The organism is Kitasatospora sp. UYEF31, from assembly GCF_057291755.1.
Map to the genome: position 1 here is coordinate 13,418 of NZ_JBXAWK010000045.1, position 22,202 is coordinate 35,619.

Below are 22,202 nucleotides of genomic sequence, written 5' to 3' on the forward strand. Positions count from 1 at the left end.
CCACAGCTGTCAAAATCGCGCGCCCGCTTGTTGCTCCTACCTCGTACGCCGGCACGGTGCCGCCCGCCGCCGAGTCGGGTGCGCCCGGTCACCGCTGATGGCCGGGCGCACCCGTACGACATCTTTTTAAGCCGCCCGCAGGTCCACCGTCAGTGTGAGACTCCCGGGAACCGCTGCGAAGGCGGTGTTCAGCCGGGCGGCGAGATCGTCGCGCGTGGGCATTCCCGACTGTGCCGTCCACGGCTCAAGGGCGCAGTGGGATGCGGCGACCAGGATGTCGAGCGCGAGGCGCAGTCGCAGGTCGGACGGATCGGGGAGGTCGAGCCTGCGGTGCAGGATCTCCGACCCGGCGCGGCTGGTGCGGTCGCAGAAGTGCAGGCCGTGCGCCGCCATCGAGGGGGTGGTCGCGGCGAGTTGGTAGCTGAGGACGGCGCGGCGCGTCCAGCCCTCGGCGGTCATCTGCCCGAGGGCGGCGAGCAGGGCGTCCTGCAGCATCTCCAGGATCGGCTGACCTGCTGGATCCCGGGTTTCGAGGTCGACGAGGAACGCCTCCCACAGGTCCTCCATCGGTGCCATCGCCACGTCTTCCTTGCTGGCGAAGTTCCGGAAGAACGTGCGTTTGGAGATCTCGACCGTGTCGCAGAGTTCGTCGAGTGTCACGCCGTCGAAGCCCCGGGCGGTGAACAGCTCCAGGGCTGTGTCGATCAACGCCTGCCGGGTACGCAGCTTCTTGCGCTCGCGCAGCGGCAGTCGGTCGGTCGGGCTGGGGAGTGGGGCTTCGGTGTTCATCGCGGCCAGTGTAGCGGAGCGAATGCCCCTTGTGCGTTTATGCCACTCAGTGGCACTTTTGCTGCTTGATCAACAGGGCAGGCCTTTTCCGGGAGCACAAGCGGGAAGCCGAGGCGATCACGCTCGCTGCCTGGTGATTATCACGATCCCCGACAGCGTCAGCTGCTGATCAGTACGGGCAGCTTGCGCATGTCGTCGAACACGACAGTGTCCTGGCCTTCGAGCCACGCGGCGGGGGTCAGCCCGCCCGCGTAACCGAAGGAGCGCATCCCGGCGGCGCGGGCGGCCTGGACGCCGAACCGACTGTCCTCGACCACCACGCACGCGGCCGGGTCGACGCCCAGTTGCTTGGCCGCGTGGAGGAACAGGTCCGGGGCGGGTTTGCCGTGGGCGACCTCGGAGGCGCTGAAGATCCGGCCGGCGAAGTACGGGTGGAGCCCCGTGCGGCCCAGCGTGTGGCGCATCTTCTCGTGGCTGCCGCTGGAGGCCACGCACGTAGGGAGCGTGAGGGCGTCGAGCGCTTCATGGATGCCGTCGACCGGTTCAAGTCCCGCGTCGACGGCTTCGCGGTGGAGTTGTTCGAACTTCTGCTGCCAAACGGCGGTGACGTCGGCTCCGACGTGTTCGGTGATCTGTTCGCCGATGGACAGGCTGGAGCGCCCGACGAACCGTTCCAGCACGGCCGTCTCCGTGAGCGGCCAGCCCAGTTCGGCGCCGATGGCGACATGGACGCGTACGGCGATGCGCTCGCTGTCGACGAGAACGCCGTCGCAGTCGAATATGACAAGCCCAACGGAATTGATCATCCCGGCAGGATAGGTGAGCAGACGCCGGTCCGGGAATCGAAGGATCGGCGTACGGGAGCACAGCGCGGTACGGCCTGCTCGCAGTGGTCCCCCAGGTCAGCCCTTGTGGCGCGGCTTCTTGCGGCGGGGTCCGGGTGACGTCGGCGCCCCCTGGGCGGACACGCCGCCCGTGGGCGCCGGCGCGGTGGTCGGGGTCTTGGCTGGGGCAGTTCTGACCGGCGCGGTTGAAGTCCGTACGGCCTTCGTCGGTGTGGTCTTAGTCGCCGCGGCTCCAGGCGCGACCGGGGCACCGGACGGCGCCCAGTGCAGCGGGCGCACCAACTCCGCCGGCAGCCGCGTCGCCGCGTCGCCCTTGGCCGCGTTCACCTGCGCCTGGGTGAGGAAGATGCTCCCCCGGAGGTCAGCGCCGCTGAGGTCAGCGTCCCGGAGATCGGCCCCGATGAGGTCGGCCGTACGCAGATCGGCTCCCTGCAGGTCGGCCGCGATGAGGTAGGCACCGCGGAAGTCTGCGCCCCGCAGGTCGGCGCCCTTGAGCTTGGCCCCGAAGAGGTCGCCGCCCCGGTGGTCCTTCTTCCGGCCACGGACTTCGGCGCGCACCAGTTCGCTCGTACGCAGCAGCAGGGTGTTGACGCCCTGGCGGTGCGCGGCGACGTCCAATTCGAGGAGGTCGTCGGCGCTGGAGCCCGTGAGGCGTTCGGTCTCTTCGACCGCCCGGCTGAGTTCAGCGCGGATGGGGCGGGCCGGAGCCAGGGCCAGCGCTTCGGTCAAGTACCAGAGCAGTTCGTGGAGTTGCCGCATGACCGGGAGTACGGCGAACATCTTCTTCGACGTCTTCGGAGCCTCCCGCCAGTCCTTGCCGCCGAAGGTGTCCTGGGAGACCTTCTGCCCCGCGCCGAAGCAGTCGTAGACCGTGCAGCCCCGGTAGCCCTGCTGCCGCAGGTCCTGGTGGATGCCGCAGGTGAAGTCGGTCTTCAGGTTGACGCAGGGCTTACCGATCGCCTTGTCGACTGCGAAGTCCGCCGAAGCGGTGAAGGCCAGCGCGACGCAGCACAGTCCGAAGCAACTGCCGCAGTCAGCCAGCAGGTTGGCGCGGCCTTCCGGGGGCGTGACGGACTGCGCGGTTTTGCGGTTCTCGGACAACGTGCCTGGTCTCCTGGTGCGTGGTGAGCAGCGTTTTCCGGGGTGCCCGGGTGAGTGAAGGGTATCGCCCGGGGCCTCGGCCTTGCCCGACCCACGCGATCGGGTGATCCGTACACCGATTCCGATCGTAGCCGGTCAGGGCCCCGATCGCCGCCGACGCGGATGCCGGGTTCAGCGCGTGCGGATGCCGGGTTCAGCGCGTGCGGATGCCGGGTTCAGCTCCCGAACCACCCCGCCGCATCCAGCCGGAACCCGTCCGCCGGGACTACCGCGCGCAGGTCTGCTTCCATATTCCGCACCCGTCCCGCGCCGAGGGCTTTGACCCACTGCGCCCGCAGCCCGTTGAAGATCGCCGCTGAGCGGACCAGCGAGTCGATGCCGCGCGCGGTGAGGCGGACGACTTTGCGCCGGCCGTCCGCCGGGTCGTCGACGCGTTCGACGTAGCCGAGTTCCGCCAGGCGGTCGATGGTCTTGCCCGCCGCCTGCTTGGAGACGCCGAGTCGGCGGCCCACTTCGCTGGCGGTCGCGCCGTTGACGCCGATCGCCTGCATGGCGAAGCCGTGCGCCGGGCGGACGTCCGGGTGTCCTTCCTCGGCCAGTTCGGCGTGCAACTGGTCGATGAGTGACCGGAATCCGGCGAACAGGAGCAGGGGCAACTCGAACCCGTGGGTCTCGTCTGCCGGTTCACGCATCGCTGGCCTGCTCACTGTCGGCTCACCCGTCCTTGCCGTACCCGCGGATACCGCACCCGCCGTCGCCTCACGCCTGTTGCGAAACTCGACAACCTAGTTTACGGTTTAGTCAATTACGTTGTCGAGTTTAGCGCTCGCGCAACTGTCGATGACAAGGACTGCCGGTAAGGCCGTACACCGACACGAACCACCGACTGCCTCCACAGTCAGCCGCGCTCGTCCACCGCACGTACTCAGGGGAATTACCGTGACCACCTTCCAGGAGCACACCACCGAGTCGGCCCCCGCCGAAGCCCGCCGGTCTATGGAAGTGACGACAAAACGACTTGGCTACCTGCCGGCGCCGGTCGCCCGCCTGGCCGCCTCGCCGCAACTGCTCGACGGCTTCCTCAAGATCAGCGCGCTCTTCGAGACGACCACCCTCGACCCGCTCTCCCGCGAGGTCCTGATCATGACGATCGCCACCCGCAACGGCTGCCACGTGTGCGTAGCCATGCACACGGCCAAGCTGACAGCACTCGGCGCGGGGCCCGGCCTCATCGCTGAACTCCGGGACCAGAAGCCACTGACCGACGAACGCCTCGAAGCCGTACGGCTGTTCACGCTTGATGTCATCGCCACCGCCGGAGGCGTCGACGACGCCCGCCTGCAGGAGTTCTTCGCGCACGGCTACACACCGCAGAACGCGCTGGAGATCGTGCTCGGCATCGGTGCTTACACGATGTCGACACTCGCGAACCGGATGACCCAGGCACCACTGGACCCGCAGCTCGCGGCGTTCGCCTGGGAGGCCTGACAACTGACACCTGGCATCTGCGGAAAGAGGAAGTCCGGGTCACTGTCCGCGTCCGCACCCTGTAGCGATTCGCCGAGGAGTGCGTAGTAGACCCGGCGGACCCAGTCGGGATCGACGTGGGCGTCGATCAAGGTGGCCCCGCGCCCTGGTCACCGCTGTCGCCGAACGTGTCACCCGCAAGGTGCTCCGGGCACCCGCGACACCGCACCGCGAACGGCGGCCCGTGTGACTGACCGCCGGACCGACCGAGTCCTCCGCACTCCCCCTCAGCCCTTGGCCACGCTCCCGACCGCCGCCGCGACCGGGACGTCGCCCCCGATCAGGTCCAGGGTCCAGCCCGCCGTTCCCGGCTCAGCCAGGAGCGCCGCCAGCACCGCAGCGACGTCGTCGCGGGTCACGGCGCCGCGACCGGTGGATTCCGCCAGTGTGACCAGCCCAGTACCGGGGTCGTCGGTGAGGCGTCCGGGGCACAGGACGGTCCAGTCGAGTGCGGAGCGACTGCGTACGTCGTCGTCCGCTGCGCCCTTTGCGCGCAGGTAGGCCGCGAAGACCGGGTCGGTGCCCGCCGGAGGCTCACGGTCAGCCCCCATCGCGGAGACGATGATGAAGCGTCGGACTCCAGCCGCCTGCGCAGCGTCCGCGAACAGCGCGGCTGCTCCACGGTCCACGCTTTCCTTGCGTCCGATGCTGCTGCCCGGCCCCGCTCCCGCTGCGAAGACGACAGCGTCGGCGTTCTCCAGATGCCGCGCGACGTCCTCGACCGCGGCAGTCTCGAGGTCGCACACCACCGACTGGGCACCTGCGGCCGTCAGGTCGTCCGACTGTTCCGGGTTGCGGATGAGACCAATCACTTCGTCACCGCGCGCGGCGAGCAACCGCTCGAGCCGCAACGCGATCTGACCATGTCCACCTGCGATGACAATGCGCATGGGAGAGACCCTACGCCGCGGGGCGTCCGAGCACCGCTCGGAGGGGGCCTGTGCCGCTCTGCACTGGACGTCCAGCTCTCCGTCCGAAGAGGCCCCGTGCCCCTCCGCACGGGGCCTCCCACCTGCGAGAAACAACCCATACCGCCAAGCACCACCCCTGGACCTCTACCTTGGTTGCGTACGGCGATGGCTCCTGCGGCCCCGTCCCCAGCCGTGCTTCATCGAACCGTACGTAAGAAGGCACCCATGCACGATCAGACGATCAGCGGATTCCTGGAACAGTTGGCCGCACAGGTGCCCGTGCCGGGCGGTGGCGCCAGTGCCGCGCTGCATGCCGCGCAGGGGGCCGCGCTGCTGGGGATGGTGGCGCGTTACAGCACTGGCGAGCTGTACGCGGCGCACGCCGTGACCATCGATCAGATGCTCGACGAGACCGACCAGTTGCGCGACCGAGCACTGGAACTGGCCAGTGAGGACACCGCTGCGTTCACCTCTGTCATCGATGCCTACCGGCTGCCGAAGGCCACAGAGGAAGACAAGGCCGTACGGAGCACTGCGATCACCGCGGCGCTGGCTGGGGCTGCGAAACCCCCCGCGGACACGATCGCACTGGCCAGTCGCCTGATCGCACTGGCCGAAGAGCTCCTGCCGATCGGCAACCGCAACGTGATCACCGACGTCGCCGCCGCTGCCGAAGCCGCCCGCGCGGCATTGACTACAGCGCGGGTCAACGTCGAGATCAACCTCGGTGGCATCAAAGGCGAGAGCACCCGCGCCGCGCTGACAGCAGTGCTCGCCGGAGTGGACGCGCATGTGACACGGGCCGAACAGATCACTGAAACCGTGCGCCGGGACATCGCAAAGTAAATGACCCGGCGCGTTGATCATGGGCCTTTTGCGGAATAGATCACCGCAAAACGGACTCACGATACGCACGCTGTCCAGGATCAATGTTCGGGGCACTCCGGGTGTCCCGGGTGTCCCGGGTGCGGCGGGCACGGCAGCAGCGGCGACTGGACGTGGCGGTACCGCCTCTGGCAAGCACTTGCGCGCCCATGGCGTCAGCCTGGACCTGGTCGAGCCGAAGAGCACCCTCGACAACGTCCGCACCGCCGCGAAAGCCTCGATCGACTGACGACCCGGGCAGCCCGGCCGCGGTCCTGGCCCCAGCACCGTCCCCAGCCCCAGCACCGGCACCGGCACCGAGACGCGACAAAGTCCGTCCACCTCGTGGTTTTTTCAGTCCGGCGGGGCGAGCGGACCCGACTCAGCGTGCAGCCCTGAAAACACGTCGGCATAGCCCGCTGATCCCCGGGTAGGCGCAGCGTGCCAACAAACCCGACGGAATCGAGGAATTCACATGAGCACCGGAGACAAAGCCCGGAACGCCGCTGACAAAGCCAAGGGCAAAGTCAAAGAAGAAGCCGGCAGCGCAGTCGGCAATGAGAGCCTCGAAGCCGAAGGCCGCGCCGAGCAGACCAAGAGCGATGTGAAGCAAGCCGGCGAGCACGTCAAGGACGCGTTCAAGCACTGACTCCCCCACAGGGATCCACACCCCCGGGCCCGCGGCTGTGCGCAGCCGCGGGCCCGGGGGTGTGTCAGATCCGGGGAGGTGTCACGTCCGGGCCGGGAGGTACTACGTCCGGGCCGGGAAGCGTTGCGTTGACCGTGGGAATGCTGCGATTCCCGAGCCGGGTTGGCGGTGGTCCGTTCCACGGGACTCCCCTGGTCAACGCGGCACTCCGCCGCGAAATCGAAGATCATATTTTCTTGTGGTCACCGTGCCGTCCCGCCTTCCCCGTGCGCTACTCTCCGGTGGAGAATTCGCGGACGGGGACTTCGAACCCGTCGCGCGGAATCAGTCTGCCGACCACCTGGATCCAGCACACCAACCAGGCGTCCATACCCGGAGGCGGGCCCCGTGATCAGTGAGCGGATGGCCGACATCCTGCGGAAACTGCCGAACGCGAACACCCTCCTGGCTGTCGAGGCGGCTGCCCGACTGGGCGTCGACGACATCGCGGTCTCCCTCCTCGTCGACAGCGGCGCAGCGGACACCTTCACAGAACCCGTCTGGTGCTCCGGCCGTGTCGGCACCCGGTTCGAAGAACTCCAGGCAACTCTTGGCGAAGGTCCAGGTCCGGATGCGGCCAAGTTAGGGAACGCGGTCTGCGAATCCGATCTGACCGCCGTGCGACCCGACCGCTGGCCTGCGCTGCTGCCTGCCGCGGCGCTCCTGCCGGTGCGGGCGGTGTTCTGCTTCCCGCTGAACATCGGCGCGATCAACGTCGGTGTCCTGACCGCCACGTGCGCCGAAGCGCGGGTGATGACGGAGCAGGAGGCGATTGACGCGACGAGACTCGCCGGTGCGCTGACGCTGCTGTTCCTCGGCCGGGACGACCGCCGGCTGGACGCGTGGATGCACCGGTCGGAGTCCCCCGGTGCGCTCCAACGGGCCGTGGTGCACCAGGCCGCCGGCATGGTCAGTGTCCAACTGGACATCTCCCTGACCGAGGCGCTCTTGCGCCTGCGGGCCTTCGCTTTCAGCAGCACGCACAATTTGGGGGAAGTCGCCGCAAACGTTGTGTCCAGACGACTGCGCTTCCACAGTGATATGACCGACCCTCAAATGCCCGAGGGAACAAGGGGATGACAATCATGCTTCGTGAGCAACGAATCACCGAGATCTTCGTGGAGGTTGCGGATTCCCTCATCGACGACTTCGACGTCATCGACTTCCTGCAGCGGCTCTCCAGTCGCTGTGTGGAACTCCTGGACGTCTCAGCTGCGGGGATCCTCCTGGTTGACACGCACGACGAACTTCAGACCATCGCCGCCTCCGACGAACACGCGCGGCTGCTCGAGCTGTTCGCCATCCAGAGCGACGAGGGGCCCTGTGTCACGTGCTACCGCACGGGCAAAGCCGGTACCAACATCGACCTCACCGACACAGTGGTCACCGCCACGTGGCCCAACTTCGCCACCCGCGCCCGGGAGACCGGGTACGTCGTCACCCATGCGATCCCGCTGCGCCTGCGCAACCGGGTCGTGGGTGCGCTGAACCTCTTCCAGACCAGGTCCAGCCGGCTGGAAGCGCCGGACATCGCCCTTGCGCAGGCCCTCGCCGACATCGCGACCATCGCGATCCTCCAGCAGCGGTTCCTGGAGCAGAGCCACATCGAGCGGAGCCAGCTGCAGGCCGCACTGTCCAGCAGGGTCATCCTTGAGCAAGTCAAGGGCATCCTGGCGGAGCGGTGGCAGATCTCGGTGGACGACGCGTTCAACGTCTTCCGCGGCTATGCCCGAACGCACCGGCTGCGGCTGGCGGACTTCGCCCGCGACATCATCGACGGCAAGTTCGACGTCACGACGATTCCGCTGGGGGACTCGCTCACAGCGGGTCAGAAGGACTCCGGGGGCGAGGACTCGGGGCGCGAGGACTCCGGGCGCAAGGACTCCGGGCGCAAAGACTCCGGGCGCGAAGACTCCGGGAACCCGGGATTCGCCAGCGCCTGAACCACAACTGGTGACGTCTTTTCAGCAACTGGGGAAATTTCGCAGACACGACAGTAGAGTTAACCCGTACGAGTGAACATGCGCGGCAAGTGTGAGTCCTTAGTTGCAACTCCACATACCTTCCTGATTGTCACCCCAGCCCCCGGTGGTCGTCTGCTCATCGCAGCCTTGCCCCGGCAAGGCCTTCAGGCCCAGGGGACACCATGTCCGGAATCCGCTACACAGCGCTCGACTGGACTACCGTCGTACAGGGAAAGGCTTCCCGCCCGGCCGCCCGCACCCGGAGTGCGAGCGGCTACACCGTCGTCGAGTTCCACGGTGACATAGACCTGGACAGCGCCGCGGAGGTCAGCGCGCACGTGGACGCCGCGACCGCGGCTGAGCGTCCCCGGGTGGTCGTGGACCTGCGGTCGGCTGAATTCTTCGGGGCCTCCGCTGTGTCGCTGCTGTGCCGGGCCCGCCAGCGCACGCTTGACCGGGACGGCTACCTGGGACTGGTCTGCGTGGACCCGTGGCACCTGAAGGTGCTGCGGATCGTCAAGTTGCACAAAATCTTCCGTCCGGTCAGCACGCCGGAGGAAGCCTATGCCGCGGGTGCTGCGGCGCTGTCCGAACTGATTTCGCCACTACCAGAACAGTCAGCGTTCCGAGGGAACTGACGCGAAGTTAGTTCATACGAGTGAGGAAATTTCAGGAGAGCGGACAACTCACCGACAAGTTGCTCTAGCGTCCCTGCTTGTCACCCCAGACTCCGGCGGTGGTCGATTCAGCACGCTCCTGCCACACAGGGCCGACAAACCTGGGGGCACCTCATGTCTGAAATCCGCTACACAACGCTCGGCCGGATCGACTTCGCCCGGGATGAGGTGTCAGCACCGCCCCCGTACGCCCGCACCCACAGCGCGCACGGGTTCACCGTCATCGAGTTCCATGGTGACATCGACGTGGAATCAGTCGCGGAGATCAGCGCGCAGGTGGACGCCGCGACCACCACGGGACACCCTCAAGTGATCGTGGACCTGCGGTCGGTCGGCTTCTTCGGCGCCTCCGCCCTGTCGCTGTTGGGCCGGGCCCGCCGTCAGATCCTGGAGCGCGACGGTTACTTGGGGCTGGTCTGCACGAATCCGTGGCAGTTGAAAGCACTGCACCAGGCCCAGTGCTACTACCCCGTCAGCACGTTGGAAGAGGCCTACGACGATGGCCTGCGGGGTCCGGAACGCCGCTGAGGTGACGCTCGGCGCGGCTGAACGCGAAACACGGAAGGCCGCCGCCACGCTTCACCGCGCTTGGTACCGCCTGCGCACCTGGGTGGCGGCCCGGGCCGCAGCGGTCAGTCCCTTGCGGTCGGCGGCCCCCTCCAACGAACGCACGGCGAACAACAGCACCCCGATGTCGTCGATCAGGATCGGGTCGGGCAGCAGGTCGACCGGGCTGACCGCGTAGATCAGCGCACCGAAGAACAGGAATCTCTCGTACGACGTCGCGTCCGGGCCGCGCACCTGGTCCCACGCCCGGCGCAGCCGGCCGACAAGGCGCACGACGATCACCAACAGCACTAAGAAGACCACCACCGCGCTGACGGTCACGACCCATACCCAGGTTTCCATGGGGTCCTGTCTGCCCGCTCCTGGGCGTGCCAAGCCCATCGGGAGCTGACGGCAGGTACGACATCCGGCCGTATTGATCATTGGGCTCCGGTCGAACAAAGCAGGGTGATCCGGGCCGCACAACCGCAGGACGCCGATGGTCAACACAGTGGCTGCCAGCGGCCGGTCCGGCTCGGCCGGGTGATCTGGGTGGGCACTGTTGGCGCATTCTGACTGATAACGGCAGCCACATTGCCACCGACCGTTGCCAGAACAGGTGGCGGGAGGGCAAGGTTCAGGGGCCGGAGCCGCACATGGGGTTACGGGGGGCGCGGCGAAGTCGCGTTGTGGCATGCGAAGGACAGGATCAGCTCTCATGGCGACAGGCACAGTCAAGTGGTTCAACGCTGAAAAGGGCTTCGGCTTCATCCAGCAGGACGGTGGCGGCCCGGACGTGTTCGTCCACTTCTCCGCCATCCAGAGCAGCGGTTACCGGTCGCTGGAGGAGAACCAGGCTGTGTCCTTCGAGGTCTCGCAGGGCCCCAAGGGTCCCCAGGCTGAGAACGTGACGGTCGTATAAGCAGAGTTCTTCCCGCAGCGCCCTGTCCCGTCTGGCTGGGACGGGGCGCTGACGCCTGTCTGGCGTCTTGTGCGGCGTGCTGAACGGGTCGCCGCGGCTCCCGCGGCAGCCAGTACGAGTCAGTCAGTCGGAACTGTCGCCGGCCGGCCGAACTGACCTGATGCCGGGCCAGCCCGGTGGATTCTCCTGTGTGGCACCTGTCGCAGCGGACGTACGCGCGGTGGTCCGTCCAGCCGCGGGTACCGGAACTGTCGGGCGTACATGGAATGCAGTGGCACGGCCGCAGTGTTCTCCGCAGCAAGAGAGCGACGAGGTCTCCGAGGCCGCCCCGGGTGACCTCCGGCGCAGCGGATCGGGCCGTCCGGCCCCACGTGCTCTGTTCCCCGTCCGTCTGTCCTCCGTACGCCCGTCGTCGGCCCCCGCCCGCAGGAGAAACGCTGTGACAAGCCATCAGCACCACCACGCCGACGACATCGACTGGGAAGCACTGGGCACCCAGCTGGAGCGTGAGGCCGAGCTGAACATCCCCTTCCTGGAAGAGGCGGCGGGCTGGCTGCGCCACTTGTATTTCCGGAACGGGTACGCGGTGGCCGACGTCAGCCGGCTCCTGGACGTCGGCAGCGGTCCTGGTGTGGCCTCATGTCTGCTCGCGGGGGCGTTCCCGCAGGCCGAGGTGGTCGCCGTCGACGGTACGGAAGCGCTACTGGACCGGACCCGCGCCCGGGCCGTCCGGCTGGGGATGGCCGACCGGGTGTCGACCCTGACGGCCGACCTGCCCGGCGGGTTCGACAGCCTGGGCTCCGCTGATCTGGTGTGGACCAGCCAGGTCATGCACCACTTGGGGGACCAGCAGGCCGGGCTGGACGCACTGGCGCGGACGCTGCGTCCCGGCGGTCTGCTGGCCGTCGCCGAACGCGGGCTGGCCCCGCGCTTCCTCCCCCGCGACATCGGCCTGGGCCGCCCGGGGCTCCAGGCCCGGCTGGACGCCGCCAACGAGGACTGGTTCGCCGCCATGCGCGCCGACCTGCCCGGAGCCGTCGGGACGGTCGAGGACTGGCCCGCGATGCTGGCCCGCGCGGGACTCGTGCCGACCGGCTCCCGGACGTTCCTCACCGACCTGCCGTCTCCCCTGGACCTGCCAGTCCGCGAATACCTCTACGGCCAGCTGAGCCGGCTGCGCGCGATGGCCGCCGACCGGCTGGACGCTGCGGACGGGGCGGTCCTGGACCAGCTCCTCGACCGGGATTCCGGACACGGGATCCTGTGGCGTCCCGACGCGTTCTACCTCACCGCCACGACCGTGCACACGGCCCGCGCGTGCCGGAACCGGTTGTAGGCCTGTCGCGCGGGTCATCCGTACGTGAGCTTTTCCTTGGAAGAATTGGGTCCGGTGGGCGGTGACCAGTGACCGGTGGGCGGGCCGGTGGGCGGGCCGGTGGGCGGGCCGGTGGGCGGGCCGGTGGCGACCGATGTTCCCGACGTCGGTCCGGCGTGCGTGCAATTGGGGGAACAGTTGGGTCCGCGGCCCGGTCCCGGTTGCCGCATCCTCCGTGCCCGGTTCTACTGGATCTTGCTGTACCGCCGGTCAGTGCCCGGCGTTCCGGGCCGGACAACCCGGTCGGCGCCACTACCTAGGAGCACGTCTTGCCCCGTCGTACACTCGCCGCAATCACCGCCACCACTCTGGCCGCTGTCTGCGCGGCCGGCTGTGGGGACAGCAAGGACACGGCCACCTCCAGCGGCACCCCCAAGGCGTCCGGCACCATCGCCGCCACCGCCCTGGCGGCCGACAAGGCACCCGACCCGGCGACGCTCACCGCCTTCACGGCCCAGAAACCCAAGTGGGCGCCGTGCCCCGAGACAGAGGGTCTCGACTGCGCGCACATCACCGTTCCGGTCGACTACGGCAACCCGTCCGGCGCCACCATGAAGATCGCGGTCAACCGCCATAAGGCGACCGACCCCGGCAACCGGCTCGGCTCCCTGCTGGTCAACCCCGGAGGCCCCGGCGAATCCGGGATGGAGTACGTCGCCAACGGCCTGGACACCCTCAAGAAGCTCAACGCGCGCTACGACCTCGTCGGATTCGACCCGCGCGGTGTCGGAGCGAGCGAACCCGTCCGGTGCCTGGACGACAAGGCCAAGGACGCCTACTTCGACACTGACTTCAGCAACGTCGCGGCCCGTCCGAAGGCTCTGGACGCGGTGAAGGCCTACGCGGCGGCCTGCGCCACCAACTCCGGGAAGATCCTCCCGTTCGTCGGCACCGAGAACGTGGCCCGCGACATGGAAGTCATGCGGACCGTCCTGGGCGACGGGAAACTCTCCTACTACGGCATCTCCTACGGCACCCGGATCGGCCAGGTCTACGCGGGTCAGTTCCCGCAGAACGTCGGCCGGATGGTCCTCGACTCCGTCGACAACCCGGGCAAGAGCGAGAGCAAAGAGGAGGGTGACGGCGAGGCCGGGAAGGCCCTTGAGAGCTCCCTCACCACGATCTTCCAGAACTGCGCCACCGAGGGCCAAAGCTGCCCCCTGGGGCCCGATACCGCCTCCGTCGCCAAGCACTTCGACGACCTGCTCGCCAAGCTCGCCACCAGCCCGCTCAAGGCCCAGGACGGCCGCAACTTCGGCCCCACCCTGGCCCGGATCGCCGCGCTCCAGGCCACCTACGACCCCGACGCGAACGGCTCCCAGCTGCTGACAGGCATCGCCTTCGCCACGCAGGGCGATCCGTCGGCGTTGCTGGCCCTCGCCGACATTTACAACGGCCGTGACGACAAGGGGCACTACAACTCGTCCCAGGACTCGCGGGTGGCCGTCAAGGCGCTGGAGGGCAAGCCGTCCGACTACCCGGTGCCCGCGGACAAGGTGGCCCAGAAGCTCGACAACGACATCGCCGCAGCGGACAAGCTCTCCCCGCACTTCGGCGCTAGCCTGACCCTGCTGGGCGCGGTCTCCGACTTCTGGCCCACCGCGCCCACCGCGGAGTCCGCCGCAGTCAATGCCGCCGGATCGGCGCCCATCCTGCTGGTCAACGACGCCCGGGACAACTCCACCCCGCTGACCGACGCCCAACGCGTCGAGAAGCAGCTGGCCAACGCCACCCTCGTCGTCAACGACGCCGACGGCCATGTGGCCTACGGGCGGGGTAGCTGCATCAGCGGTGTCGTCGAGGACTACCTCAACGCGGGCACCGTGCCGGCCAAGGGACGCACCTGCAAGCCCTGACCCGTACGACCGGGGTCAGAATCCGCCGGTGCGCCGTTGGCGGTTCGAGAAGGGCTCGGTGGTCTTCGACCCGGCCACCGGGAAGGCCGAGATCGTCCAGGGCCTGTTCTGGGCGACGCCCTTAGGGGCAGTCGGAATCCGAAGGGCCGGTGGGACACCCCACCGGCCCTTCGGTCCTGTCACGTCTGTCAGGGGAACCCGGGGTGCGGAGGTGGACCCGCACCCCGGGTTTGTGGCGGTTGACTCCCGGCCTACCTCAGTCCGGTGACTCCCGCCCTACCTCAGTCCGGTGACTCCCGCCCTACCTCAGTCCGGTGACTCCCGCCCTACTTCAGTCCGGTGTCGATCGCGGACATCAGCTCGCCGTTCGCGGTGTCACCGCTGAACTCCCAGAAGAACGCGCCGCGCAGGCTCTGGTTCTTCACGTACGTCATCTTCCCCGCGATCGTCGACGGGGTGTCGTAGCTCCACCAGTTCGTGCCGCAGTGCGCATACGCCGTGCCCGCGATGGTGCCGGTCGACGGGCAGCTGGACTTGAGCACCTTGTAGTCCTCGATGCCCTGCTCGTACGCGCCCGGCGCGGGCCCGGTCGCGGTACCGCCCGGGGCGTCCTGCGTCACACCGGTCCAGCCGCGGCCGTAGAAGCCGATGCCGAGGTTCAGCTTGTTCGCCGGGATGCCCTTGGACTGGTACTTCTGGATGGCGGCGTCACTGTTGAAGCCCGCGACCGGGATGCCGTTGTACGAAGTGAGCGGCGAGTGCGGGGCCGTCGGGCCTGTCTTGTCCCACGCGCCGAAGAAGTCGTACGTCATCACGTTGTACCAGTCGACGTACTGTGCCGCGCCGGCGTAGTCAGCCTGGTCCAGCTTGCCGCCCGCTGATCCGTCGGCGGAGACGGCGGCCGTCACCAGTGCCGAGTTGCTGAACTTCGCGCGCAGCGCCGCGAGGAGGTTCTTCAGCGCCGCCTGCCCGCTGGTGTCACAGGTCAGGCCGCAGGCGTTGGGGTACTCCCAGTCGATGTCGATGCCGTCGAACACGTCGGCCCAGCGCGGGTCTTCGACCATTTTGTAGCAGGAGTCGGCGAACGCCGCCGGGTTCTGCGCGGCCTGGGCGAAGCCGCCGGACCAGGTCCAGCCGCCGAAGGACCACAGCACCTTGATGTTCGGGTACAGCTTCTTCAGTTCGCGCAGCTGGTTGATGTTGCCCGCGACCGGCTGGTCCCAAGTGTCGGCGACACCGCTCACGCTGCTCGAGGCGTCGTACGTCTTCTGGTAGTCCGCGTAGGCGTCGCCGATCGCGCACTGCCCGCCCGTGACGTTGCCGAACGCGTAGTTGATGTGGGTCAGTTTGCCCGCCGACCCCGAGGTCACGATGTTCTTCACATGGTAGTTGCGCTGGTAGACGCCCCAGTCGGTGAAGTACCCGAGCCTGACCTTGTCCGTGCCCGGGGTGCCGCCCCCGCCGGTTGTGGCGACGGTGAGCCCCGGCGACGACGGGCCCGTCTGTCCCGCGGTGTCGCGGGCGGTCACGCTGTAGCTGTACGTGGTTCCGGCGGTCAGGCCGGTGTCGGCGTACGAAGTCCCGGTCACCGTCGCGATCTTCGCCGCGTTCCGGTAGACGTCGTAGTTCTGGACCCCGTAGTCGTCGGTGGCGGCCGGCCAGGTCAGCGTGAGGGAAGTGTTCCCCACGCTGCCCGCGACGGGGGTGCCCGGCGCGGACGGCGGGTTGTCGCCGGGGGTCGAACCCCCGGTACAGGAACCGCCGTTGAGTTTGCAGCCGGACGGTGCGCCGGGCCCGGCGCCGTTGAAGCCGAAGGTGGCGCTGGCGCCGGGGGAGAGCGTGCCGTTGTGCGACTTGTTCTTGGCGGTCCAGTGGTTGCCGGACGAGGTGACGTCCGCCTCCCAGAACCCGGTGACCGACGTACCCGAGGGGTAGTCCCACTCGACGGTCCACGAACTCAGCGTCGTGGTACCGGTGTTCTTGATGGTCCACTGGGCGCCGAATCCGGTGCCCCAGTCCTGGGTCTTCACGTAGGTGGCCGTCGCCGAAGTGGCGGCCGCGGCGGGGGTGGGCAGGCCGACGATCAAGCCGAGGGGGAGGGCGAGCGCCGCCAGAGCCGTGGCGATCCTTGCCCTGAGCCGATGGCGGACGCGCGTTCGCGGTGCACTGGTCAAAACTGCTCCCAGGTGAGGTCCGGGCTTGCAGAAAGGTGGGACCGTGCTCCGTCCGACGAGCACGGGGCAGCCGCACGCGATCGCCGAGCAGTGTGGCGATCCTAGAAAGGTCTGGACCATTGGTCAATGGTCCAGACCAAAGTGGTTGAACCAGTGGCCTTAGGCGCACACAACGGCGAAAGAACCAAAAGCCAACCCCACGAACCTTGTCGTACGGTTTTCCCGCAGCACGCGGCGCCTGGGCTTCCCACCGGCAGTGCCGAACCTGCCGCCCGTCACGACCGTGCTGGCCGTCGCGCTGTGCGGGCCACGAAGAGCAGGAAGACTCCGCAGGTGGAGACCAGGATCCAGCCCGGACGCGATGCGTGGGCCAGCCCCGCCGCGCCGGTGCCGGCAACCAGTCCGCCGGCGATGGCGATGCCGACCGCGGAGCCGAACTGGCGTGCGGTTGAGGTGATCGCACCGGCCACACCGGCCCGGGCCGGCGGCAGGCTGTTCACCGCGGTGTCGGTGAGCGGAGCGTTGGCGAACCCGAACCCCACGCCGATGAACAGGTAGGCCAGCAGAAGCAGTGACACGTTTGTGTGCTGGTCGAGCCTGACCAGGCAGAGTCCACCCGCGGTCATGAAGCCACCGGCCAGGACAAGGGGCAGCCGCGCGCCGACCCGGCCGACCAGGAGGCCGGACAACGGTGCACAGACGATCGCTCCGGCGGCCATGGGCAAGGTCGCCGTCCCGGCGGCCAGCGGCGTCCATCCCCGGGTGTGCTGCAGATAGAAGGTGTTGAGCAGCAGCGTCACGTTCAGGGCCACGAAGACCGCCACGGCGCCCAGGACCGCACCACTGAAGACGGGACTGCGGAAGAGTCGCGGATCGATCAACGGCTCGCGCCGGCGGTACTCGACCCAGACGAATCCGATCGCCGCCGCGGCGGCGATCGGGTACGCGGAAACCGCCGCGAGCGACGTCCAGCCGATGTGCGGCCCCTCGATGAGGACGCCGACCGAGATCCCGATGACCGCTGTCAGCAGGACCTGACCTGGCAGATCGAGCCGCCGCGGCCGCTGCGCCCGGGACTCCGGCACGAACATCACGCTGAGCACCAGGGCTGCGACGATTACCGGCGCGTTGATCCAGAACACCGACCGCCAGCCGAGACCCTCGATGAGGGCACCGCCCGTGACGGGGCCGACGGCCATGCTGAGACCGAAGACCGCAGCCCAGACCCCGATCGCCCGCGCCCGCTCCTTCGGGTCGGGCATCGCGTTCACCACGATCGCGAGTGCCACGGGACTGAGCATCGAAGCGCCGACGCCCTGGAGCGCACGGGCCGCGGTGAGCGCGCCCACCGAAGGGGCGACCGCGCAGAGCAGCGAAGCCGCACCGAATACGACCAGACCGACCTGGAACACCCGCCGGCGCCCGAAGCGGTCCGCCAGCGCACCGGAGGAGATCAGGAGACTGGCCAGGACCAGGGTGTAGGCGTTCACGGTCCATTCGAGTCGGCGGGTCCCGGCGTCCAGGCCACGCCCGATGGCCGGCAGGCCCACGTTGACGATGGTGGTGTCCAGTCCCACCAGGAACATGCTCAGACAACAGACGGCCAGTACCGTCCAGCGTCTACGCACGCTCAGAACGGGTTGAACGGGTTGAACACTGTGAGTCGTCGCGGTCACGGTCCACCTCTCAAGTCCGGGAACGTCTAAGCGGCCATGCTCGGGCCGGACGACACCCGCAGCCCAGCAAATTTGCGAAGACTGCAAAATGGACTCCATGGATGAGGACCTGCAACGGATACTCGACGGCATCGGGCCCCGGCTGCGCGCGCTGCGCCGGGACCGTGGACTCACCCTGGAGGCGCTTGCCGCCACGACGGGGTTCTCGGTGAGCACGCTGTCCCGTCTCGAATCAGGCAAACGACGCCCGACCCTGGAACTGCTCATCCCGCTCGCGCGTGCGCACCGCATCGCGCTCGACCAGCTGGTGGCCGCGCCGGCCAGCGGCGACCCCCGGGTGCATCTCACACCTCTGCGCACAAAACACGGCAGCACCCTCGTGCCCCTGACGCAGTACCCAGGCAGGGTGCAGGTGTTCAAGCAGGTTCTGGCCGCCCGCGAACCGAAGCTGGTCACCCACGACGGTTACGAGTGGCTCTACGTCCTCGCGGGCGAGCTGCGCCTCATTCTCGGAGAGCATGAATCCACCCTCGGCCCCGGGGAAGTGGCCGAGTTCGATACCAGGGAACCGCACTGGTTCGGTCCGGCGGGTACGAGCGCCGTGGAGATCCTGCACATGTTCGGGCCACGAGGTGACCGCGCGGTCGTCCGCGCGGGACCGTCCACGGCCCGTCCCGCTCCGACGACCGGCACCACCTGGGACGGGGTGTGATCACCCACCGGCTAGGAAACTCTGCTCCGGTTCCCGCGCACCCGCTGACGTGTTGTGCCGGGGCAGCAGGAACGGGGTCGCCAAAAGCAGGAGACCGGCGACCGCGATCGCGGCGCGGGCGCTGGTGACACCGGCCAGCAGGCCCCACAGAGCAGTTAGGGCCGCGATGGTGAGTTTGCTGCTCACCGACCATGCGGACAAGGTACGGACGACCCGGTCCGTCGCGGTCTGGTCGAGCCGGTAGGTGGCGAACACCGGGTTGAACACGCCCATACAAGTGATCAGCCCGAACTCGACGGCCATGACGAGTACGAGCCCGGCGACACCGGGGCGGATGAAGGCCAGCCCGGGCAACCAACACGCGCGCAGGGCCCCGGCGGTGAGCAAGACTTTGGGTCGGCCGAACCTCGCGACGAGCACGGGGGCCAGCCGTGAGCCGATGATCCCGCCGACGCAGGGGACTGCGAACGCGAGGCCGTACTGCCACGGCGCGAACCCGAGACGGCCGAGCATGAGGACGGCGAGCAGCGGAGAGGTCGCCATGATCAGGCCGTTGACCAGGACCGTGTTGAAGAACAGCGGGCGCAGCGCCGGGTGGGCCAGGATGTACCGCCACCCTTCGAGCAGGTCGCCGGTCCGGGGCCGCGGTGCGTCAGTTCGCACAGGCTGCGGCTCCTTCCCGCCGATCGCGCGGATCCCTACTGCCGAGAGCAGGAAGCTGACCGCATTGGCCACCACGGTCAGCACCGGGCCGAACAGCCCGATCGCGGCCCCGCCGAGCGGCGGCCCGAGCACGGCGGCGGTCCAGGTCGTGGACTCGAACCGGCCGTTCGCGACGAGCAGGTCGGCCGGGCCTACGAGCGCTTTCAGGCAGGAGCCGCCGGCCGCCGTGAAGGTGATGTCGGCTGCGGCGACGATGACTGACACGATCAGAAGCTGGGGGAACCTGAGCCAGCCGAGCGCGTACGCGGCGGGAACACTCATCAACGCTGCGAACCGGACCAGGTCCATCCCGACCATCACCGACCGTTTGCGCCGGAACTCCACCCACGGGCCGAGCGGCACCACTACCGCCGCTCCGACCGCCAGCCCCGCGGCCGCCAGCGCGGACACTTCGGTCGTCCCGGCGTGCAGCACGAGGATCGCGATCAGCGGGAACGCGTCGAACGCGATCCGCGTGCCGAATGCGCTGACCGCGTACGCCGCCCATAGCCACCCGAACTGCCGCCCCAGCGACCGGCTGCCCACCATGCTCCGTGTTCCCCTGCGGTCTCACCTGAACAACCTCACATCGACCAGTGGAATCAAAGCAGGCAGCGGGGACACCGGGCCAAAGCGGGACGGCCCTCCGTACGCTGCTGTGCATTTTTTGCTTGTTCTTGATCTTTAGGAACCCCATGACCCAGTTGCTCGGCCGTCGTGCGCTCAACCGGGCCACCCTGGACTGTCAACTCCTGCCGCGCCGCTCGGACTTGACCGTGCCGGACTCGAATCGACAAGCGCCCTTCATCAGGAGCACTCACCAGCGCCCGGCGCGGATCTCTCGAAGGAGCACACCACCATGCTCAGCACTGACTTTGTGCCCGGCTCGCCCAGCTGGCTCGACCTGGGCAGCCCCGACACGACCGCGGCGGCGGACGCCCCCGACATCGGCCGGGTCGCCTGGCTCACCGACCCGTTCGGCGCGCTCTTCGCTGTCATCAAGAGCGCAACGCCCGCGTAACGGGGTCCGGGTGCGGCGGATTCCCGGCGCGGCGCGCACCAGGGAAGTGACCTACGCGAGCCAGACAGCACTGTGCCTGTGCCGGGCGGCCGGAAGGTCGAAGTTCTGCGCGCAGTCCAGGTCGGCATCCAGCAACTGCCGTAGGACACCGACTCCTTGCCGCAGACGCTGCCGCGCCCTGCGTTCCTCGGCTGTGGCCCAGTCCGCGACGAACGTGTCGCGGAGGTCAAAACGGGCGTACGAGTAGACATCCGTGCGTCGGCGCACAATCTGCGGGCTGGGACGGCTGGCCCGCCGACGTCTGACGCAGCCACGGCTGACCGTGAGGCGCTGGTCCGCCCGATTCACCTTCCGGAACGCATCTGCGAGGCAACAAGCTTTCGCATCCTTGTTAATGCGATGCCCTGACGTATATCGTCCGGCATATGCAGTCCTACACCATAGGCCAGGCCGCCCGCCTGCTCGGCGTCAGTCCTGACACCGCGCGCCGCTGGGCGGACGCCGGACGAGTCGCCACCCGCCGCGACGACTCCGGCCGACGCCTCATCGACGGCCCCGACCTCGCGGCGTTCGCCATCGAGGTCGGCCAGGCTGACAGCGGCGAGGAGGAGAACTCCTACACTTCCGCCCGCAACGCCTTCCCCGGCATCGTCACCGCAGTGACCCTCGGCGACGTCGCCGCCCAGGTGGAGATCCAGGCGGGACCACACCGCCTCGTCTCCCTCCTGACCCGGGAGAGCGTGGAGGAGCTGGGCCTGGAAGTCGGCATGCAGGCGACCGCCCGGGTGAAGGCCACGAGCGTGTTCATCGACCGCGGCTGACCGCACCGTTCCCGGGACGGCCCTGGTGTCCGCGCCGCCAAGGTGGGGCCTTGTCCCGTCCGCTCCACCGTTCCTGTCGCCGCAGTCCGCCCCCCTGCCGACGCCACCCCTTCGGTATCTTCAGGAGAGTCCGCTCATGTCCTCCCTCATCACCCGCCGCTCCGCGCTAGTCGCGCTGGCCGCCGCCCTGCTGATGCCGCTCGCCGCGTGCGGCGACAGCTCGAAGAAGAGCGACACCAAGCCGGGCGACACCAAGCCGGGCGAGACCAAGAGCAACCCGGCCGTGCCGGCCGCCGCCAACCTCACCGTGCTGGCCGCCGCATCCCTGACCGACGTGTTCAAGACCGCGGGCACGGCGTACGAGAAGAGCCACCCCGGCACCAGGGTCACCTTCTCTTTCGCGGGCTCCCAGGAGCTAGCCGCGCAGGTCAGGCAGGGTGCCCCCGCTGACGCGCTGGTCACCGCGGACACCAGGACGATGACCGACCTCGCGGCCGAAGTCGGTACGTCCACAGTCATCGCCAAGAACCGCCTCGTCATCGCGACCGGCGAGAAGAACCCGAAGAACATCACCGGGCTGAAGGACCTCACCGACACCAAGCTGAAGGTCGTCCTCGCCGCGCCGCAGGTCCCGGCGGGGCGGTACAGCAAGCAGATCCTCGACGCGCAGAAGCTCGACGTGAAGCCGGTGTCGCAGGAGCCGAGCGTCCGCGCCGTGCTCAGCAAGGTCGAGCTGGGCGAGGCCGACGCGGGGCTCGTCTACGCCACGGACGCCGCCTCCGCCGCCGCCAAGGTGGACGCCGTCGGGATCCCCGACGAGCAGAACGCCGTCGCGGCCTACCCCGCCGCCACGCTGAAGGGCTCAAAGCACGCCGAAGCCGCCGCCGCGTTCGTACAGTGGCTCAGCACCCCCGAAGCCCAGAAGATCCTGCGCGACGCGGGTTTCCAGCAGCCGTGATGTAAGCAGGGCCGCAGGGCCGCCTTCGTCGGTCATGCCCGGAATGTCGTTGGCCCCTTCGGGGGACGACATT

At 68.4% G+C, this 22,202-nt stretch carries 23 protein-coding genes and 1 pseudogene; 14 read left to right on the plus strand and 10 right to left on the minus strand.

What is annotated here, in order from left to right; genetic code table 11:
* Positions 1-126: 126 nt before the first annotated feature.
* The 4 genes and pseudogenes from AC0Z36_RS21155 to AC0Z36_RS21170 form a co-directional block, all read right to left on the minus strand.
* Positions 127-789, minus strand: coding sequence for a TetR/AcrR family transcriptional regulator (locus tag AC0Z36_RS21155; protein ID WP_485464553.1), 663 nt, complete (start codon positions 787-789; stop codon positions 127-129).
* 158 nt (positions 790-947) lie between these two features.
* Positions 948-1,595, minus strand: a complete 648-nt coding sequence (locus AC0Z36_RS21160) for an HAD family hydrolase (protein WP_485464554.1) — start codon at positions 1,593-1,595, stop codon at positions 948-950.
* 300 nt (positions 1,596-1,895) lie between these two features.
* Positions 1,896-2,735: pseudogene (locus AC0Z36_RS21165) on the minus strand (pentapeptide repeat-containing protein); the annotation flags it as partial.
* A 215-nt stretch (positions 2,736-2,950) separates the two neighbouring features.
* The gene (locus tag AC0Z36_RS21170; protein WP_485464555.1) at positions 2,951-3,427 is read right to left on the minus strand and encodes a MarR family winged helix-turn-helix transcriptional regulator; all 477 of its coding nucleotides are present in this window, start codon (positions 3,425-3,427) and stop codon (positions 2,951-2,953) included.
* Between the two features lie 304 nt (positions 3,428-3,731).
* On the opposite strand from AC0Z36_RS21170, the gene AC0Z36_RS21175 reads away from it, so the two are divergent.
* A complete protein-coding gene (locus tag AC0Z36_RS21175) occupies positions 3,732-4,223 on the plus strand; it encodes a carboxymuconolactone decarboxylase family protein (RefSeq protein ID WP_485464600.1) in 492 nt (163 codons plus the stop codon).
* 266 nt (positions 4,224-4,489) lie between these two features.
* On the opposite strand, the gene AC0Z36_RS21180 is transcribed toward AC0Z36_RS21175, so the two are convergent.
* Positions 4,490-5,152, minus strand: a complete 663-nt coding sequence (locus AC0Z36_RS21180; RefSeq protein WP_485464556.1) for an NAD(P)H-binding protein — start codon at positions 5,150-5,152, stop codon at positions 4,490-4,492.
* A gap of 246 nt (positions 5,153-5,398) precedes the next feature.
* Here AC0Z36_RS21180 and AC0Z36_RS21185 point away from each other — a divergent pair, with 246 nt between their 5' ends.
* The 6 genes from AC0Z36_RS21185 to AC0Z36_RS21210 all read left to right on the plus strand — a co-directional run bounded on the left by AC0Z36_RS21185 (position 5,399) and on the right by AC0Z36_RS21210 (position 9,894).
* Entirely contained in the window at positions 5,399-6,019 is a 621-nt protein-coding gene (locus AC0Z36_RS21185; RefSeq protein WP_485464557.1) for a cyclodeaminase/cyclohydrolase family protein, read from the plus strand.
* Between the two features lie 493 nt (positions 6,020-6,512).
* A complete protein-coding gene (locus AC0Z36_RS21190) occupies positions 6,513-6,686 on the plus strand; it encodes a CsbD family protein (RefSeq protein WP_485464558.1) in 174 nt (57 codons plus the stop codon).
* Between the two features lie 387 nt (positions 6,687-7,073).
* Positions 7,074-7,805, plus strand: a complete 732-nt coding sequence (locus AC0Z36_RS21195; protein WP_485464559.1) for an ANTAR domain-containing protein — start codon at positions 7,074-7,076, stop codon at positions 7,803-7,805.
* On the plus strand, positions 7,802-8,668 hold the full coding sequence (locus AC0Z36_RS21200; RefSeq protein WP_485464560.1) for an ANTAR domain-containing protein: 867 nt from the start codon (positions 7,802-7,804) through the stop codon (positions 8,666-8,668). Before AC0Z36_RS21195 ends, AC0Z36_RS21200 begins: the two co-directional genes overlap by 4 nt.
* A 203-nt stretch (positions 8,669-8,871) precedes the next feature.
* Positions 8,872-9,327, plus strand: coding sequence for an STAS domain-containing protein (locus AC0Z36_RS21205; protein ID WP_485464561.1), 456 nt, complete (start codon positions 8,872-8,874; stop codon positions 9,325-9,327).
* Between the two features lie 153 nt (positions 9,328-9,480).
* Positions 9,481-9,894, plus strand: a complete 414-nt coding sequence (locus AC0Z36_RS21210) for an STAS domain-containing protein (RefSeq protein WP_485464562.1) — start codon at positions 9,481-9,483, stop codon at positions 9,892-9,894.
* A 51-nt stretch (positions 9,895-9,945) separates the two neighbouring features.
* On the opposite strand, the gene AC0Z36_RS21215 is transcribed toward AC0Z36_RS21210, so the two are convergent.
* Complete coding sequence (locus AC0Z36_RS21215) at positions 9,946-10,275, minus strand: YkvA family protein (RefSeq protein ID WP_485464563.1); 330 nt, start codon at positions 10,273-10,275, stop codon at positions 9,946-9,948.
* A 355-nt stretch (positions 10,276-10,630) separates the two neighbouring features.
* Here AC0Z36_RS21215 and AC0Z36_RS21220 point away from each other — a divergent pair, with 355 nt between their 5' ends.
* The 3 genes from AC0Z36_RS21220 (at position 10,631) to AC0Z36_RS21230 (ending at position 14,065) form a co-directional block, all read left to right on the plus strand.
* Positions 10,631-10,834 (plus strand): cold-shock protein, encoded by a 204-nt coding sequence (locus AC0Z36_RS21220; RefSeq protein ID WP_485464564.1) that lies wholly within the window; start codon positions 10,631-10,633, stop codon positions 10,832-10,834.
* Positions 10,835-11,273: 439 nt separating this feature from the next.
* Positions 11,274-12,170 carry a class I SAM-dependent methyltransferase gene (locus AC0Z36_RS21225; protein WP_485464565.1) on the plus strand — a complete coding sequence of 299 codons (897 nt, stop codon included), beginning with the start codon at positions 11,274-11,276 and terminating at the stop codon, positions 12,168-12,170.
* A 308-nt stretch (positions 12,171-12,478) separates the two neighbouring features.
* Entirely contained in the window at positions 12,479-14,065 is a 1,587-nt protein-coding gene (locus tag AC0Z36_RS21230; RefSeq protein ID WP_485464566.1) for an alpha/beta hydrolase, read from the plus strand.
* Between the two features lie 326 nt (positions 14,066-14,391).
* Here AC0Z36_RS21230 and AC0Z36_RS21235 read toward each other — a convergent pair whose 3' ends face one another.
* Entirely contained in the window at positions 14,392-16,239 is a 1,848-nt protein-coding gene (locus tag AC0Z36_RS21235; protein WP_485464567.1) for a glycosyl hydrolase family 18 protein, read from the minus strand.
* 275 nt (positions 16,240-16,514) lie between these two features.
* Positions 16,515-17,915, minus strand: a complete 1,401-nt coding sequence (locus AC0Z36_RS21240; protein ID WP_485464568.1) for an MFS transporter — start codon at positions 17,913-17,915, stop codon at positions 16,515-16,517.
* Between the two features lie 97 nt (positions 17,916-18,012).
* On the opposite strand from AC0Z36_RS21240, the gene AC0Z36_RS21245 reads away from it, so the two are divergent.
* Positions 18,013-18,627, plus strand: a complete 615-nt coding sequence (locus AC0Z36_RS21245) for a helix-turn-helix domain-containing protein (protein WP_485464569.1) — start codon at positions 18,013-18,015, stop codon at positions 18,625-18,627.
* On the opposite strand, the gene AC0Z36_RS21250 is transcribed toward AC0Z36_RS21245, so the two are convergent.
* A complete protein-coding gene (locus AC0Z36_RS21250; RefSeq protein ID WP_485464570.1) occupies positions 18,628-19,878 on the minus strand; it encodes an MFS transporter in 1,251 nt (416 codons plus the stop codon).
* A gap of 310 nt (positions 19,879-20,188) precedes the next feature.
* Between AC0Z36_RS21250 and AC0Z36_RS21255 the strand changes: the two genes are divergently transcribed.
* Positions 20,189-20,350 (plus strand): VOC family protein, encoded by a 162-nt coding sequence (locus AC0Z36_RS21255; RefSeq protein ID WP_485464571.1) that lies wholly within the window; start codon positions 20,189-20,191, stop codon positions 20,348-20,350.
* A 51-nt stretch (positions 20,351-20,401) separates the two neighbouring features.
* On the opposite strand, the gene AC0Z36_RS21260 is transcribed toward AC0Z36_RS21255, so the two are convergent.
* The gene (locus tag AC0Z36_RS21260; protein WP_485464572.1) at positions 20,402-20,617 is read right to left on the minus strand and encodes a hypothetical protein; all 216 of its coding nucleotides are present in this window, start codon (positions 20,615-20,617) and stop codon (positions 20,402-20,404) included.
* A gap of 158 nt (positions 20,618-20,775) precedes the next feature.
* Between AC0Z36_RS21260 and AC0Z36_RS21265 the strand changes: the two genes are divergently transcribed.
* Together AC0Z36_RS21265 and modA are read left to right on the plus strand one after the other, a co-directional pair.
* The gene (locus AC0Z36_RS21265) at positions 20,776-21,171 is read left to right on the plus strand and encodes a TOBE domain-containing protein (protein ID WP_485464573.1); all 396 of its coding nucleotides are present in this window, start codon (positions 20,776-20,778) and stop codon (positions 21,169-21,171) included.
* Positions 21,172-21,307: 136 nt separating this feature from the next.
* On the plus strand, positions 21,308-22,129 hold the full coding sequence (gene modA / locus AC0Z36_RS21270) for a molybdate ABC transporter substrate-binding protein (protein ID WP_485464574.1): 822 nt from the start codon (positions 21,308-21,310) through the stop codon (positions 22,127-22,129).
* Positions 22,130-22,202: the final 73 nt, after the last annotated feature.